The sequence below is a fragment of the Qipengyuania aurantiaca genome (genome assembly GCF_019711375.1).
GTDB classification, from domain to species: domain Bacteria; phylum Pseudomonadota; class Alphaproteobacteria; order Sphingomonadales; family Sphingomonadaceae; genus Qipengyuania; species Qipengyuania aurantiaca.
The window spans coordinates 2,572,623-2,586,413 of sequence record NZ_CP081295.1 but is presented as its reverse complement, the minus strand read 5'-3'; the positions used below and the strand labels follow the sequence as shown (position 1 = coordinate 2,586,413).

The window sequence follows — 13,791 nt, the reverse complement described above, 5'->3', positions numbered from 1 at the left end:
TCTGCCAAGTCAAGCAATCCCGCCGTTTTGGAGGCAGTTGGGCAAGAACAGGCGTTCCCGTTTCAGTCCGCTGCGCGCCATTCGCCGGACTTGCCGCCGCTCTTGGCAAGGAGGCGGACACCCTCGATCACCATACCGCGATCGAGCGCCTTGCCCATGTCGTAGAGCGTGAGCAGAGCGACGCTGGCGGCGGTCATTGCCTCCATTTCGACACCGGTCCTTCCGATCAATCCGGCCTTGGCGGTGACGCGGATCGCGTCCGATTCGCGCTCGAACTCGATGGTCACGCTTTCCAGCCCGAGAGGATGGCAAAGCGGGATGAGTTCGCCGGTCTTCTTGGCGGCCATGATGCCGGCAATCCGTGCCGTGGCGAGGGCATCGCCCTTGGGTACATCGCCAGCGAGCATCGCCTCGAGCGCATCGGTCCGCATCCGAATCCGCCCCTCGGCCGTGGCCGTACGCTCGGTTTCGGGCTTTGCACTCACGTCAACCATGCGCGCCGCGCCGTTCTCGTCGAGATGAGTAAGTCTGTTCATCGAACGACCCCGTAAAGCTGAACGATGGAGCGCATGGAGCACGGTCCTGGCGAAGAAAACTTCACCGTCGCGGCAAGGTGCTTTTGCGAGCCTTCTGCCGCCGCCAATGAGTGTCTGGAGATCGAGTTCATGGCCACTGCATGCCACAGTTTCCCACGGTAGGACAGGGCATCAGCCTTCGAGCAAGCGGCGAGTTCCCGCCTCGACATCGTCCTGCCGCATGAGGCTTTCGCCGACGAGGAAGCTCCGCACGCCCGAACGGGCGAGCCGCTGGCAATCGTCGTGCGTGAAGATACCGCTTTCCCCAACCAGCAAGCGATCGGTCGGAGCAAGCCGTGCAAGTTCCTCCGTCGTGGCAAGATCAGTCTCGAAGGTCTTGAGATTGCGGTTATTCACCCCGAGAAGGCGTGACTTCAATCGCGTCGCGCGCTCCAGTTCCATGGCGTCATGGACCTCGACCAGCACGTCCATTCCCTGCTCGAAGGCAGCCGCTTCGATCTCTGCCATCTGCGTGTCGTCGATCGCGGCCACGATGATCAGGATCGCATCCGCCCCGATGGCGCGCGCCTCGGTGACCTGCCAGGGATCGACCATGAAATCCTTGCGCAGCACGGGAAGATCGCAGGCAGCCCGCGCCGCGATCAGGTAATCTTCGTGGCCCTGGAAATAGGGCGCGTCGGTCAGGACCGAAAGGCAGGCAGCACCGCCTGCCGCATAGGCGCGCGCGTGATCCGCGGGCTGGAAGTCGGGACGGATGAGGCCCTTGGAGGGCGAGGCTTTCTTGATCTCCGCGATCAGGCCGAAGCCCGCGCCCTGCGCTTGCTCCAGCGCGGCAAGGAAGGCGCGCGGGGCACTCTGTTCGCTGGCCAGCCCTTCGAGGTCGGCAAGGCTGCGTTCGGCCTTGCGCGCGGCCACTTCCTCGCGCTTGGTCGCGCAAATCTGCTCGAGCTTGTTCATTTGGCCAGCGCAATCCAGTCGGCGAGCAATTGCTTGGCCCTCCCGGAATCGATCGCCTCGGCGCCCATTTCGGCGCCTTCAGTCCAGTCGCTGGTCTTGCCGGCAACGATCAGGGTTGCGGCGGTGTTGAACAGGACGGCGTCGCGATAGGGGCCGGGCGCGCCCATCAGCAGCGCTTCGAGGGCCTTGGCGTTATGGGCGGGATCGCCGCCGCGGATCGCCTCGACCGGCGCGTGCGGCAGGTTGGCCTGCACCGCAACGACGCGGCGCATCTCGAAATCATTGCCCGCCACGTCGGCAAGCTCGTTGCCGCCTGCGAGGCTGAGTTCGTCCAGCCCCTCGTCGCCCGAGGCGATGAAGGTGCGCTCGGTGCCGAGTTTCGCCTTGGCCGCCGCGTAGATCGGCACATAGGCCGGACGCGCGATGCCGATGAGCTGGCGGGTGACGCCAGCGGGGTTCGACAGCGGCCCCATCAGGTTGAAGATCGTGCGCATGCCCAGCTTCTGGCGAATGGGCTGGATACGCCCCATGGCCGGGTGGTGGTTCTTGGCGAAGAGGAAGCAAATACCCAGTTCGTTCAGTGTCTTCTCGGCGGTTCTTCCCGCCGCTTCCATATCGAGACCGAGCGCTTCCAGCGTGTCCGCCGCGCCCGATTTGGAGCTGGCGGCACGGTTGCCATGCTTCGCCACCGGCACGCCGGACGCCGCGACCAGCAGGCTGACTGCCGTCGAGACGTTGAGCGTGTGGTGCCCGTCGCCGCCGGTGCCGCAGCAATCGACCGTGCCATCGGGTGCATCGATGGGGATCAACCGTTCGCGCAAGGCCCGTGCGGCTCCGGCGATTTCCTCCGAAGTCTCGCTGCGGGCGGACATTTCGACGAGGAAGCGACCGATCTCCTCGTCACTCGTTTCGCCGTCGAGGATCCAGCCGAAAATCTCGTGCGCGTCGCTTTCGGTGAGATGGGTGTCGGCGGAGGGAAGCGTCTTCATGCTGGCACCTTGGTTGCAATCCCGCACAGTTCGAGGAAATTGGCGAGGAGGGCGTGGCCGTGCTCGGTGGCGATGCTCTCGGGATGGAACTGGACCCCGTGGATGGGCAGGTCGCGGTGGCGGAAGCCCATCACGCTCGAGCCGTCGAGACCGGGTGTCTTGCTGGTGGCGTTGACCACGAGGCAGTCGGGAATGTCCTCGACCACGAGCGAATGGTAGCGCGTCGCCGTATAGGGGGAGGGCAGCCCGGCAAAGACACCGGTGCCGTCATGAGTGAGATCGCTGGTCTTGCCGTGCATCAGCCCGCCGCGCACCACCCGGCCGCCGAAATGCTGCCCGATCGACTGGTGACCGAGGCATACGCCGAGCAGCGGCTTCTTCGCCTCCGCGCAGGCCGCCACGAGGTCGAGGCTGATCCCCGCTTCGTTGGGTGTGCAGGGGCCGGGCGAGATGAGGTATCCCGCCGCGTCCTTGGCCAGCGCTTCTCCGGCGGTGATAGTGTCGTTACGCACCACCTCCACCTCAGCCCCCAGTTCCATCAGGTAATGGACCAGGTTGAAGGTGAAGCTGTCGTAATTGTCGATGACGAGGATGGATCGGTTGGCGGTCATTAATTCGGTCAATGGCTTTCACGAACGCAGCTATCAAGCAAGCAAAGCTTCTCCCCGCGAGAATCTGCTTCAATCCGTTCGTGCTGAGCTTGTCGAAGCACCGTCCTTCTTTACCGAAATGATCTTGAAGCTGAAGTACGGCCCTTCGACAAGCTCAGGGCGAACGGCGGGGGTGTTCAGGCTTTACCCGCCAGCTTGTCGGTCGCGCGCACGAGGCCGTCGATAATGCCCGGTTCGCCCGCCGAATGGCCCGCATCGTGGACGATCCACAGCTCGGCCTCGGGCCACGCCTTCTTCAGCTCCCATGCCGAGGTGGGCGGGGTGCAGATGTCGTGACGTCCCTGCACGATGATGCCGGGAATATGCTTGATCCTGTCGACGTTCTTCAGGAGCTGCGCTTCTTCCAAGAAGAAGTCCTGCAGGAAGAACTTGGCGCAGATGCGGGCGAAGGGGACGGCCTTGGCCGGATCGCCGAAGCTGTCGAGCAGTTCTTCGTCGGGCAGCAGCGTAGCGACATTGCCTTCCCACAGCGACCATTCGCGCGCGGCGGCAAGGCGGGTGGGTTCGTCGTCGCTGGTGAGGCGGTCGTAATAGGCCTGGACGAGATTGCCGCGCTCTTCCTCGGGGATGAGGCCGGCGAAATCGTCCCACTGCTCGGCCATGATCTCGGACGCGCCGTAGGTGTAGAGCCAGTCCTTTTCCTTTTGCCGGGCGAGGAACACGCCGCGCAGGACGATCTCGCTCACGCGCTCCGGATGGGTCTGGGCGTAGGCAAGGGCGAGGGTCGCGCCCCAGCTGCCGCCGAACGCCTGCCATTTCTCGTGGCCGCACATCGCCCGCAGCTTCTCGATATCCTCGACGATACGCCAGGTGTCGTTGTGCTCGATCTCGGCGAAGGGGAGCGATTTGCCGCAGCCGCGCTGGTCGAAGAGAAGGACGTCGTAGAGCTCCGGGTCCCACTGGCGGCGGTGGCTGGGCGACATGCCGCCACCCGGTCCGCCGTGGAGGAACACCGCGGGCTTGCCGCCCGGCGTGCCGACGCGCTCGTAATAGAGCGAGTGGCCGTCGCCGACGTCGAGCATGCCGGTCTCGTAGGGTTCGATCTCCGGATAAAGGCCGCGCTCATACTCAATCATCGGATTGTCCCTTTTTCTCGACGACCACGATGGGGCCGATCGGTGCGCCGGTGTCGAGGCGGTCGGTCGCCGGGTTCCAGAGGCCCGAGACATTACCGTCGAGATAGAGCGCGTTTTTCACGTTGAGTTCGTCGCGATAGAAGCGCGCGAGCTTGCCAAAGCTGATCGCGGCATTCGAGATGACGAAATGGGCGCGCCCCTTCTCGTCCACCCCAACGCCGTTGCGTACGAGGCGGCTTTCCCCGTCATGCGAGATTTCGGGGTGAAGCTTGCCATCGACCACCAGCATCGGCCCCGATTGCGTGCCGAAGTCGGGCCTTTCGCGCACATTGGCAAGGAAGTCCTCGGTGCTGCGGACTTCCCACGTGTCGCCCGTGCCGAAGAACACTCCGTTTGGCGCCATGTGGAAATTGCCCTCGCCATCGGCGGTGTTGAGCGTCTGGAGGCGCTCGCCGCCTTCGACGTAATAGCCGATGGGCTTGCCCTCCTCGTCGAACATCCCTGCGTTCATGGCAAACGCGATGCCTGCGCCCTCACGAGCGCGCGATAAGGCGGAGAGGCTGCGATAGGGCTCGCCGCCAGAAGGACCGAGGTCCATGGCAACCCGGTGCCGCGCGGGGCTCGCGAGGCAATGGGTGAGAGGGGTGTCCTCGAAAATGATCGAACGGCAGGCGCTTTCGACCTGCGTGGTGCCCGAAGCGGTTTCACTTGCGGCAGGCGCGGGCGCAGGCGGGCCGGCTTGACCGTCGATGCGGGTGCGCGTGACCGGCTCGCCCTCGGGCGCGGGCTCGCATGCGGTGAGGGCAAGCAGGGGAAGGGCGAGAAAAGCGTATTTCATTGTCCGTAACCGGGTTCCTGGGCGAGGCGGACTGCCTCGCGAGCTGCTGCGAAGAGCGCGCCGGCCTTGGCTTCGCACTCGCGTTGTTCATAGGCGGGATCGCTGTCGGCGACTATCCCGGCGCCGGCCTGCACATGCATCGTGCCGTCCTTCACCACGGCCGTGCGCAGGACGATGCAGCTGTCGAGCGAACCGTCGGGCGCGAAATAGCCGACGCCGCCGGCGTAGGGGCCGCGTGTCGCCGGTTCGAGTTCGGCGATGATCTCACAGGCCCGCACCTTGGGCGCGCCGCTAACCGTGCCGGCGGGGAAGCCTGCGAACATCGCGTCGATGGCGTCCTTCGACGGGTCCAGCTCACCGACGACATTGCTGACGATATGCATCACGTGGCTGTATCGCTCGACCGCGAAACTGTCGGTGACGGTGACGCTGCCGCTCGAAGCGACCCGGCCCACGTCGTTGCGCCCGAGGTCGAGCAGCATCAGGTGCTCCGCGCGTTCCTTGGGGTCGGCTAGCAGCGAGGCTTCCGCCGCGCGGTCTTCCTCGGCGTTGGTCCCGCGGGGGCGCGTGCCTGCGATCGGGCGGACCGTGACCTCACCATCGCGCACGCGCACGAGGATTTCGGGACTTGAACCGACTACGGCAAAACCGGGCAGGTCGAGGAAATAGAGGAAGGGCGAAGGATTCACCCGGCGCAGCGCGCGATAAAGCGCAATCGGTGGCAGACCGAAAGGTGCTGTGAACCGCTGCGAGAGCACGACCTGGAAGATGTCGCCTGCCGTGATATAGTCCTTGGCGCGGGCGACCATGGCCGCATAGTCGGCTTCGTCCATCACTGGCGAGGGTTCGGGAAGGGGCGCCTGTGCGACGTCCGGGTGGGTCTCGCCGCGTTCGAGCGCCCCGTCGAGCCGCGCCAGTGCGGTGTCGATCCGTTCTTCCGCGGCGGCGATCTGCGCCTCCGGCTCGCCCTTGCCGGGCCAGAGCGGGGCGATGCAGAAGAGCGTGTCCTTCAAACTGTCGAAGACCAGCACCAGCGTCGGGCGTGCAAACAGCATGTCCGGGACATCGAGAGCCTGCTGGTCGGGGCGCGGCAGTTTCTCCACCAGTCCGATGGTCTCATACCCGAAGAAGCCGACAAGGCACGCCAGCGCCGGCGGCAGGCCTTCGGGCACATCGATCCGGCATTCCTCCAGCAGCGACCGCATGGCCGCGAGCGCGCCATCATCGCTCTCGGCAAAGGCACCGCGATTCCGCTGCCACTCGCGATTGATCTCGGCCTTGTCGCCCTGCGCGCGGAACACCAGGTCCGGATCGAGGCCAAGCAGGCTGTAACGCCCGCGCACCTCGCCACCCTCGACCGATTCAAGCAGGAAGTCGCCTCGTCCCTCGACGATCAGCTTTAAAGCCGCTCCTACCGGGGTGACAGTATCCGCAACAACCTTCCTCCAGACGAGGGCAGGGCGCACCTTACCCAGCGCCTCAAGGGCCTGCGCGCGACCTTCCAGCGGGCCGGCCAAGCGGGGCCTCAGTTGGCTTCGCCGAGGAGGCGGCGGCGCACGGCCGCAATCGCTTCCTCGTTGCGTTCGACACCGAGGCTAGCGCGCATGGCAGCGATCAACTGCGTGCCGTACTCATTGCTCCACGCCTGCGCGACCTGGTTCTTCGCCTGCCCGATGAGCGGGTCGTTCTCTTCCAGTTCTTCAAGAGTGATTGTGTCGAGGTCGACCACGTACCAGCCCTGATCGCGAGAGCCTTCAAGCTTCTTGGCCGTGCCTTGCGCCATGCCGAACATTAGCGCGACCGGGGCCGGAACACTGTTGTTGCCCATCCGTGCAAGCTCTTCGCGGCTGAAATTGACCTGTTGCGGGGCAGAAATCGCCTTCTCTTCGGCCGCTACGGCCTCGGCGAGGCTGGCCCCGCCTTCCACGCGCTTAAGAATGCGGTCGGCAGCGGCTTCGGCGCCTTCGTCACCGCGCACGCGACGCCATTCGGCGATGGCCTCGTCGCGAATTTCTGCCAGCGGAGCCGCCGCGGAAGGTTCGATGTCCGCCACCTCGTAGAGGATGAAGGTTTCCTGATCGGCCAGCGCCCCGATTTCGGGCTCGCCTTCGTCAATCTGGAACGCGAACTCCAGAGCGGGGGCGAGCAGCTGGGGAATGCGGCCAGGCGTACCATAGAACTGGCCCGAGGCGGTGATCGGCGGGGTCGTCGTCAGTTCGAGACTCAGCTCCGATGCGATCGAGGTAAGCGAAGCGCCGTCCGAAAGGCGGTCTTCGATGCTGACGGCGAGTTCGGCGATGCCACGCTGGCGCTTTTCTTCGCTCAGCGTTTCTACGATCGATGCGCGCGCATCGGCAAGCGACTGCTGCGGTTGCTCGTTCACCGAGGTGACGCGGGCGATATGCCAGCCGAGCGAGCTGCGCGCCGGCGTCGTGACCGCGCCCTCGGCCGCGGAGAAATAGGCGTCGGCGACTGCGGCCGAAGCAGAAGAGCGGATTTGCGCGCGTTCGCGGCCTTCAAGCTGCGTCGTGCGCAAGCCGGAGCTGCTGGCTGCCTGGGCAAAGCTCTCGCCGCCACGGACACGTGCGGCAAGCGCTTCGGCGCCTTCGCGCGTGGGGACGATCAGCTGGGTAAAGCTGCGGGTTTCCCGCGCTGCATATTCCTCCGCGTTGTCGCGGTAGTAGGCGGCGATCTCTTCATCGGTGGGATTGATGCTGTCACCCAGCGCCGCGCTGTCGAAGGTGGTATAGCGCAAGGTGCGGCGTTCCGGACGAACGAAACGTGCGCGATTTTCCGTGTAGAAGGCGTTGAGCTGTTCGGTAGTCGGATCGCCCTGCGGAGCAAAGAGAGCTGCCGAGATGGTGGCGATCGACCCCGAACGGCGTTCCTTGAAGCTTCGCGCGTATGTCCGCGCGATCGAATCCGGCAGCTGGGCGCCATAGATGCCGGGAAAGACGGCTTGGCGGAAATAGAGCGAGGTACGCAGCTGCTGGCGCAGCATGCTGTCGGTCAGATTGTTGTTGCGCAGGAAAGCGGCATAGGCGGCCTCGTCGAAATTCCCACTAGGCCCTCGTGCAGCCGGAATGGTGCGGATTTCGCTGTTCAAAAGATTGTCACCGGCGCGATAGCCGTTCTCTTCGGACCATGCGAGAAGCGCGTAGCGGTCGATCAGATTGTCGAGCACGCGATCGATGGCGCCTTCGGCAATCAGGGTCTGCATCGTGGCTTCGGGGTTTTCCTGACGCGCGCGGCGCAGTTCGTCATCCATCGCCTGGTTGAATTCCGCCGTGCCGATCTTGTGATCGCCGACAACGGCCACGCTGTCTCCGCCGGCAACGCCGCCGAACGCGCCGGTGTTGGAGACGTCCATGCTGGCAAAGGCAAAGGCGATCAGGCCGAGGAAGGCGAGGACGATCGCCAGACCGATCTTCGTTTTGAAGAAATTCCGGAAAAAGGTGAGCATGGCTTGCGAGAAGGCCTTTTCTTATGCTTAGGGCGCGCCGCGTTCCCATGGCGGGACAATCGCGCATCGCCGGTTTGAGCAGCGCGCTTTATCCGCCATGCGGCCTCGCCGCAACAGGTCGCTTCGGCTTTTGACCTAATATCAAACCACGTCTAGCGGGACGCGACGCACGCCCTATATAGGCGCCTCGCTGCGCACCGATTAACGACAGGAAGAAAACTCTATGGCCGAACGGCCCTACATCGTTGGCAATTGGAAGATGAACGGCACGCGCGCCATGCTGTCGGAAGCGCGCGCGATCGACCGTGCGGCGCAGCGTTACATGAAGGCCGAAGTGGCCGTGGCGCCTCCTTACACGTTGATCCACGCTGTCCACCGCGAAGCCGAGCAGATCGGCATTGGCGCTCAGGATTGCCATGCCGGTGAAGACGGCGCGCATACCGGTGACATCTCCGCCAGCATGGTTGCCGACGCCGGCGCCAAGTTCGTCATCCTCGGCCATAGCGAGCGCCGCGCGGACCACCGCGAGACCAACAAGCAAATCAACGCCAAGATCGAAAGCGCGCTCGAAGCTGGCCTGCGCATCATCCTGTGCTGCGGCGAGACGTTGAAGACCCGCGACGAAGGCGATGCGGTCGACTTCGTGCTGAAGCAGCTCAAGGCGAGCCTGCCCAAGATCGAAGACGCCGCCGAGCGATTGACGGTGGCTTATGAGCCCGTCTGGGCCATCGGCACCGGCAAGACTGCGACGCCCAAGGACATTGAAGAGATGCACAAGGCGATTCGCGGCCTTCTCGACGAGACCTATGGAGAGGAGACCTCCGCCCAGGTGCGCATCCTTTACGGCGGTTCGGTCAAGCCCGATAACGCGAAGGAAATCCTCTCGCTTCCCGAAGTCGGCGGCGCGCTCGTCGGCGGGGCAAGCCTTTCGGCGGAAAGCTTCCTCGGCATCGTGGTCGCCGCGTCGGAAACCGAAGAGGCCTGACCATCCGATCCGGGCCAAGCTTGCCCTGAACGCGCGCTGCGCCTAGATGCAGCCCACGAAATTCCAGCGATAGAGTAACCAGTCCATGTTCGTCTTCCTCACCGTCGTCCAGGCGATTGTCGCAGCAGCCCTTATCGCCGTCATCCTGATGCAGCGCAGCGAAGGCGGCGGTCTCGGGATCGGCGGCAGCCCCAGCGGGATGCTGAGCGCACGCGGCGCGGCAGACTTCCTGACCCGTTCGACCAAGTGGCTGGCCGTGCTGTTCGTGGCGCTTTCGATCGCGCTGGCTGCCATGGCGGTGGAAGGCGTAGGCTCGACCATGATCGAATCGACGCTTGATCGCAACGTTACCCCGGTGGAAAGCGATCCGCTCGGCGGCCCGGCGGCTCCCGCAGCTCCTGCAGAAGCGCCCGCACCCAACGACGACCCGCTCGCCGAATAAGCCTTCCGGCTTCCCATTTCGCTAGCGCTTGTGGATGGCGCGCCTTTTTGCGCGCCTTTTCCCTTGCGCCGACTCAACACGCACGCTTAAGGCCCGACTCCCATGGCGCGGTATATTTTCATCACCGGCGGCGTGGTCTCCTCGCTTGGCAAAGGTCTCATGGCAGCATCGCTCGCTGCCCTCCTCCAGGCGCGTGGCTACAAGGTCCGCATTCGTAAGTTCGACCCCTACCTCAATGTCGATCCGGGCACGATGTCCCCGTATCAGCACGGCGAGGTCTATGTGACTGACGACGGGGCGGAAACCGACCTCGATCTCGGCCATTACGAGCGCTTCACCGGCGTCTCGGCGCACCAAGGCGACAACATTACCAGCGGCCGGGTTTACCAGCAGATCATCGCCAAGGAACGCCGCGGCGACTATCTCGGAGCGACCGTGCAGGTGGTCCCGCACGTGACCGACGCGATCAAGGAATTCGCGCTCGCCGGCCAGGACGATCACGATTTCATCCTGTGCGAAATCGGCGGCACGGTGGGCGACATCGAGAGCCTGCCCTTCATGGAAGCCATCCGCCAACTGAGGAACGAGCTCGAGCCGATGCAGTCGCTCAGCGTCCACGTTACGCTGGTGCCCTACATTGCTGCGGCAGGCGAACTGAAGACCAAGCCGACGCAGCACTCGGTACGCGAATTGGCCAGCCTCGGCATCAAGCCCGATGTGCTGCTGTGCCGCGCCGAACACCCCATTCCCGATGGCGAGCGTCAGAAGATCGCCAACTTCTGCAACGTGCGCAAGGAAGCCGTCATTCCTGCGCTCGACGCACCCTCCATCTATTCGGTCCCGCTGCAGTACCACGCGGAAGGACTCGACACCGAGGTCCTGCGCGGCTTCGGCATCACCGATGCGCCCGAACCGGACCTCTCGCGCTGGTACGATGTGGTCGACCGCCACTCGAACCCCGAAGGCGAGGTCACCATCGGCGTCGTCGGCAAGTATGTCGGCCTGCAGGACGCCTACAAGTCGCTCAACGAAGCGCTTGTTCACGGCGGCATGGCGCACCGCGTCAAGGTCAACATCAAGTGGATCGACGCCGAGGTCTTCGAGCAGAGCGATGCGGATATCGCCGCCCAGCTCGAACCGATGCACGGCATCCTCGTCCCCGGCGGGTTCGGCGAGCGTGGCAGCGAGGGCAAGATCGCCAGCGTGCGCTTCGCTCGCGAACGCAAGGTGCCCTTCCTCGGCATCTGTCTCGGCATGCAGATGGCCTGCGTCGAAGGCGCGCGCAACGCCGGCTTCGACAAGGCGAGCTCGACCGAGTTCGGCAGCACCGAAGAACCGGTGGTCGGCATCATCACCGAATGGATGACCGAAGAAGGTCTCCAGACCCGCGAAGCGGGCGGGGATCTTGGCGGGACCATGCGCCTCGGCGCGTATGACGCGAAGCTCGCGGCAAACAGCCATGTTTCGTCGATCTACGGCGGCCAGACCGACATCTCCGAACGCCATCGCCATCGCTACGAGGTGAACGGCAAATATATCGAGCCGCTCGAGAAGCAGGGCCTGATTTTCTCTGGCATGTCGCCCGATGGATTGCTGCCCGAGATCGTCGAGCGCCCCGACCATCCTTGGTTCGTGGGCGTGCAGTTCCACCCCGAACTGAAGTCCAAACCGTTCGACCCGCACCCCCTGTTTGCAGGCTTTATTGGAGCGGCACTCGAACAGGCGCGCCTCGTCTGAAAATTTTTTTCCCGCGCGCTCCCCTCGGGTAAACACCTGTAATCGTTAGGTTCGTGCTGGCGAGCTTGTAAAAACGCGACAGGTTGCTTCCTGCAACGGTCTGCGCGCGGGTTTATCTTTTGACATTATTGCGGCAGGAAAGTCTCGACTCAGCGGGCAAAAGCCGTTGAGGAGCAAGGATTAAACGCTTCGCGCAAGCGGTGGGGCTTGCCTCGAACCCGGTCGTCTTCTGCGACCCGGACGGCCGAATCCGAGGCTTGGCGGCGCTAGTCGTCGCGGGGGTGGTGCCTTAGGGCTCCACCCCCTTTCCTTTTGAGTGGTCACGAAAAAGGGCGGCACCCGCCTGGGGTGCCGCCCTTTTCTGTTATCGAAGCCTTGAAATCAGGCCGCGGCGGTGTCGTCGTCGTCCTTGACGATTTCCAGCGTCTTCGCGCCGCCGATTGCGATCTTCTTGGGCTTCATCGCATCGGGCACTTCGCGCACGAGGTCGATCACGAGCATGCCGTCCTTGAGGTCTGCGTTCTCGACGCGAACGTAGTCGGCAAGGTCGAAGCGGCGCTCGAAGCCGCGGTTGGCAATGCCGACATGCAGCATCTCACCTTCGGGCTGGTCGTCGCGCTTGCGTCCCTGGATCACCAGCAGGTTCTGCTGGGCGGTAATGTCGAGGTCTTCCGCACGGAACCCGGCGACGGCGAGAGTGATGCGGTACTCATCCTCGTCGCGGCGCTCGATGTTGAACGGCGGGTAATTGTCGCCCCCGGCGTTGCGCGCCTGGCGTTCCATCAGGTCGAACAGGCGGTCGAAGCCGACGGTCGAACGGCGATAGGGGGTGGTGTCAAAACGGTTCATCGAAACAAATCCTCCAGTGAGCAATTTGAATATGTAACGGGAGCCCGAAACCGGCACTCCCACGCCGCCACTGCGTGTGACGACAGGACCAAGATAGGCGCTCGAAAAACGCTTTCAAGCCGGTGGACGTGGCCCTATCCACACCCGCCGAGACAACAAGGAATTCCCATGAGCCAGCCTCATATCGACATCTACACCAAGTTCGGCTGCGGCTATTGCTTCCGCGCCAAGCGCCTGCTCGACGAGAAGGGTGCAGACTACCACGAGCACGACATCACCATGGGCGGCCCCATGCGCGAGGAGATGCTCGAGCGTGCACCAGAGGCGCGCACGGTGCCGCAGATCTTCATCGGCGACACCTATGTCGGCGGATCGGACGAGCTCGCCGCGCTGGAGCGGGCCGGCAAGCTCGACGCGCTTCTCGCAGGCTGAATGACCCGCATCGCCGTCCTGCAGATGACCACGGGCATCGATCCCGTGGCCAATGGCAACGCTATCGCTGACGCCGTCACCAAGGCGGCAGGCGAGGGCGCGGCGATACTGTTCACGCCCGAAATGTCAGGCCTGCTCGACCGCGACCGGAAACGTGCTGCCGCTTCGATCAAGCGCGAGGAGGACGATCGCGTCTTGGCGCGGGTTCGCGAAGCCTGCGCGAAAGAGGGCGTCTGGACCTGCCTTGGCTCGCTCGCCATCGATACGGGCGAGGGCAAGTGGGCTAATCGGTCCTTCGTCATCGACCCTGCCGGGGAAATCATGGCGCGCTACGACAAGATCCACATGTTCGACGTCGATCTTGCCAGCGGCGAGAGCTGGCGGGAGTCCAACGCCTATCGCGCGGGAGACAAGGTGGTGACGGTCGAAACGCCGATTGGCAGATTGGGCCTGGCGGTCTGCTACGACTTGCGCTTTCCTGCGCTGTTCGAAGCGCTCGGTAGGGCGCGCTGCGACGCCATCGCGATACCGGCCGCCTTCACCGTGCCTACCGGCGAGGCGCATTGGCACGTCCTCCAGCGCGCCCGCGCGATCGAGGCGAGCGCCTATGTCATCGCCGCCGCGCAGGTGGGCGAGCATGAGGACGGGCGGCGGACATACGGCCACAGCCTCGTCGTTGGCCCTTGGGGCGAAATTGGCCTCGACATGGGAGGCGAGGGCGCAGGCCTCGGTTGCGCCGAAATCGACACCGCGCGGATCGCGGAAGTGCGCGCCCAGGTCCCGAGCCTTGCCAATCGCCGCGAAATCGCCAATTAG

At 64.3% G+C, this 13,791-nt stretch carries 14 protein-coding genes; 5 read left to right on the top strand and 9 right to left on the bottom strand.

The window, feature by feature from the left end; genetic code table 11:
* Nucleotides 1-62: 62 nt before the first annotated feature.
* The 8 genes from moaC to K3148_RS12575 all read right to left on the bottom strand — a co-directional run bounded on the left by moaC (nucleotide 63) and on the right by K3148_RS12575 (nucleotide 8,530).
* Nucleotides 63-536 carry a cyclic pyranopterin monophosphate synthase MoaC gene (moaC, locus tag K3148_RS12610; protein WP_221425109.1) on the bottom strand — a complete coding sequence of 158 codons (474 nt, stop codon included), beginning with the start codon at nucleotides 534-536 and terminating at the stop codon, nucleotides 63-65.
* A 171-nt stretch (nucleotides 537-707) separates the two neighbouring features.
* Nucleotides 708-1,493: an indole-3-glycerol phosphate synthase TrpC gene (trpC, locus tag K3148_RS12605; protein WP_221425108.1), complete on the bottom strand. Its 786-nt coding sequence runs from the start codon at nucleotides 1,491-1,493 to the stop codon at nucleotides 708-710.
* Nucleotides 1,490-2,482, bottom strand: coding sequence for an anthranilate phosphoribosyltransferase (gene trpD, locus K3148_RS12600; protein WP_221425107.1), 993 nt, complete (start codon nucleotides 2,480-2,482; stop codon nucleotides 1,490-1,492). Before trpD ends, trpC begins: the two co-directional genes overlap by 4 nt.
* The gene (locus K3148_RS12595; RefSeq protein WP_221426722.1) at nucleotides 2,479-3,093 is read right to left on the bottom strand and encodes an anthranilate synthase component II; all 615 of its coding nucleotides are present in this window, start codon (nucleotides 3,091-3,093) and stop codon (nucleotides 2,479-2,481) included. The genes trpD and K3148_RS12595 overlap by 4 nt, the downstream gene beginning before the upstream one ends.
* 176 nt (nucleotides 3,094-3,269) lie before the next feature.
* Nucleotides 3,270-4,229: a prolyl aminopeptidase gene (pip, locus tag K3148_RS12590; RefSeq protein WP_221425106.1), complete on the bottom strand. Its 960-nt coding sequence runs from the start codon at nucleotides 4,227-4,229 to the stop codon at nucleotides 3,270-3,272.
* Nucleotides 4,222-5,067 carry a phosphodiester glycosidase family protein gene (locus K3148_RS12585; protein WP_221425105.1) on the bottom strand — a complete coding sequence of 282 codons (846 nt, stop codon included), beginning with the start codon at nucleotides 5,065-5,067 and terminating at the stop codon, nucleotides 4,222-4,224. The genes pip and K3148_RS12585 overlap by 8 nt, the downstream gene beginning before the upstream one ends.
* The gene (trpE, locus tag K3148_RS12580; protein ID WP_221425104.1) at nucleotides 5,064-6,584 is read right to left on the bottom strand and encodes an anthranilate synthase component I; all 1,521 of its coding nucleotides are present in this window, start codon (nucleotides 6,582-6,584) and stop codon (nucleotides 5,064-5,066) included. Before trpE ends, K3148_RS12585 begins: the two co-directional genes overlap by 4 nt.
* 8 nt (nucleotides 6,585-6,592) lie before the next feature.
* Nucleotides 6,593-8,530 (bottom strand): peptidylprolyl isomerase, encoded by a 1,938-nt coding sequence (locus tag K3148_RS12575; RefSeq protein WP_221425103.1) that lies wholly within the window; start codon nucleotides 8,528-8,530, stop codon nucleotides 6,593-6,595.
* Between the two features lie 223 nt (nucleotides 8,531-8,753).
* Between K3148_RS12575 and tpiA the strand changes: the two genes are divergently transcribed.
* The 3 genes from tpiA to pyrG all read left to right on the top strand — a co-directional run bounded on the left by tpiA (nucleotide 8,754) and on the right by pyrG (nucleotide 11,694).
* Nucleotides 8,754-9,515 carry a triose-phosphate isomerase gene (tpiA, locus tag K3148_RS12570; RefSeq protein WP_221425102.1) on the top strand — a complete coding sequence of 254 codons (762 nt, stop codon included), beginning with the start codon at nucleotides 8,754-8,756 and terminating at the stop codon, nucleotides 9,513-9,515.
* 85 nt (nucleotides 9,516-9,600) lie between these two features.
* A complete protein-coding gene (gene secG / locus K3148_RS12565; RefSeq protein ID WP_221425101.1) occupies nucleotides 9,601-9,957 on the top strand; it encodes a preprotein translocase subunit SecG in 357 nt (118 codons plus the stop codon).
* Nucleotides 9,958-10,059: 102 nt separating this feature from the next.
* A complete protein-coding gene (gene pyrG, locus K3148_RS12560) occupies nucleotides 10,060-11,694 on the top strand; it encodes a CTP synthase (RefSeq protein WP_221425100.1) in 1,635 nt (544 codons plus the stop codon).
* 381 nt (nucleotides 11,695-12,075) lie between these two features.
* On the opposite strand, the gene K3148_RS12555 is transcribed toward pyrG, so the two are convergent.
* Nucleotides 12,076-12,543, bottom strand: coding sequence for an Hsp20 family protein (locus tag K3148_RS12555; protein WP_221425099.1), 468 nt, complete (start codon nucleotides 12,541-12,543; stop codon nucleotides 12,076-12,078).
* A gap of 168 nt (nucleotides 12,544-12,711) precedes the next feature.
* Between K3148_RS12555 and grxC the strand changes: the two genes are divergently transcribed.
* Both grxC and K3148_RS12545 read left to right on the top strand, forming a co-directional pair.
* The gene (gene grxC / locus K3148_RS12550) at nucleotides 12,712-12,975 is read left to right on the top strand and encodes a glutaredoxin 3 (protein ID WP_221425098.1); all 264 of its coding nucleotides are present in this window, start codon (nucleotides 12,712-12,714) and stop codon (nucleotides 12,973-12,975) included.
* On the top strand, nucleotides 12,976-13,791 hold the full coding sequence (locus K3148_RS12545; protein ID WP_221425097.1) for a carbon-nitrogen hydrolase family protein: 816 nt from the start codon (nucleotides 12,976-12,978) through the stop codon (nucleotides 13,789-13,791).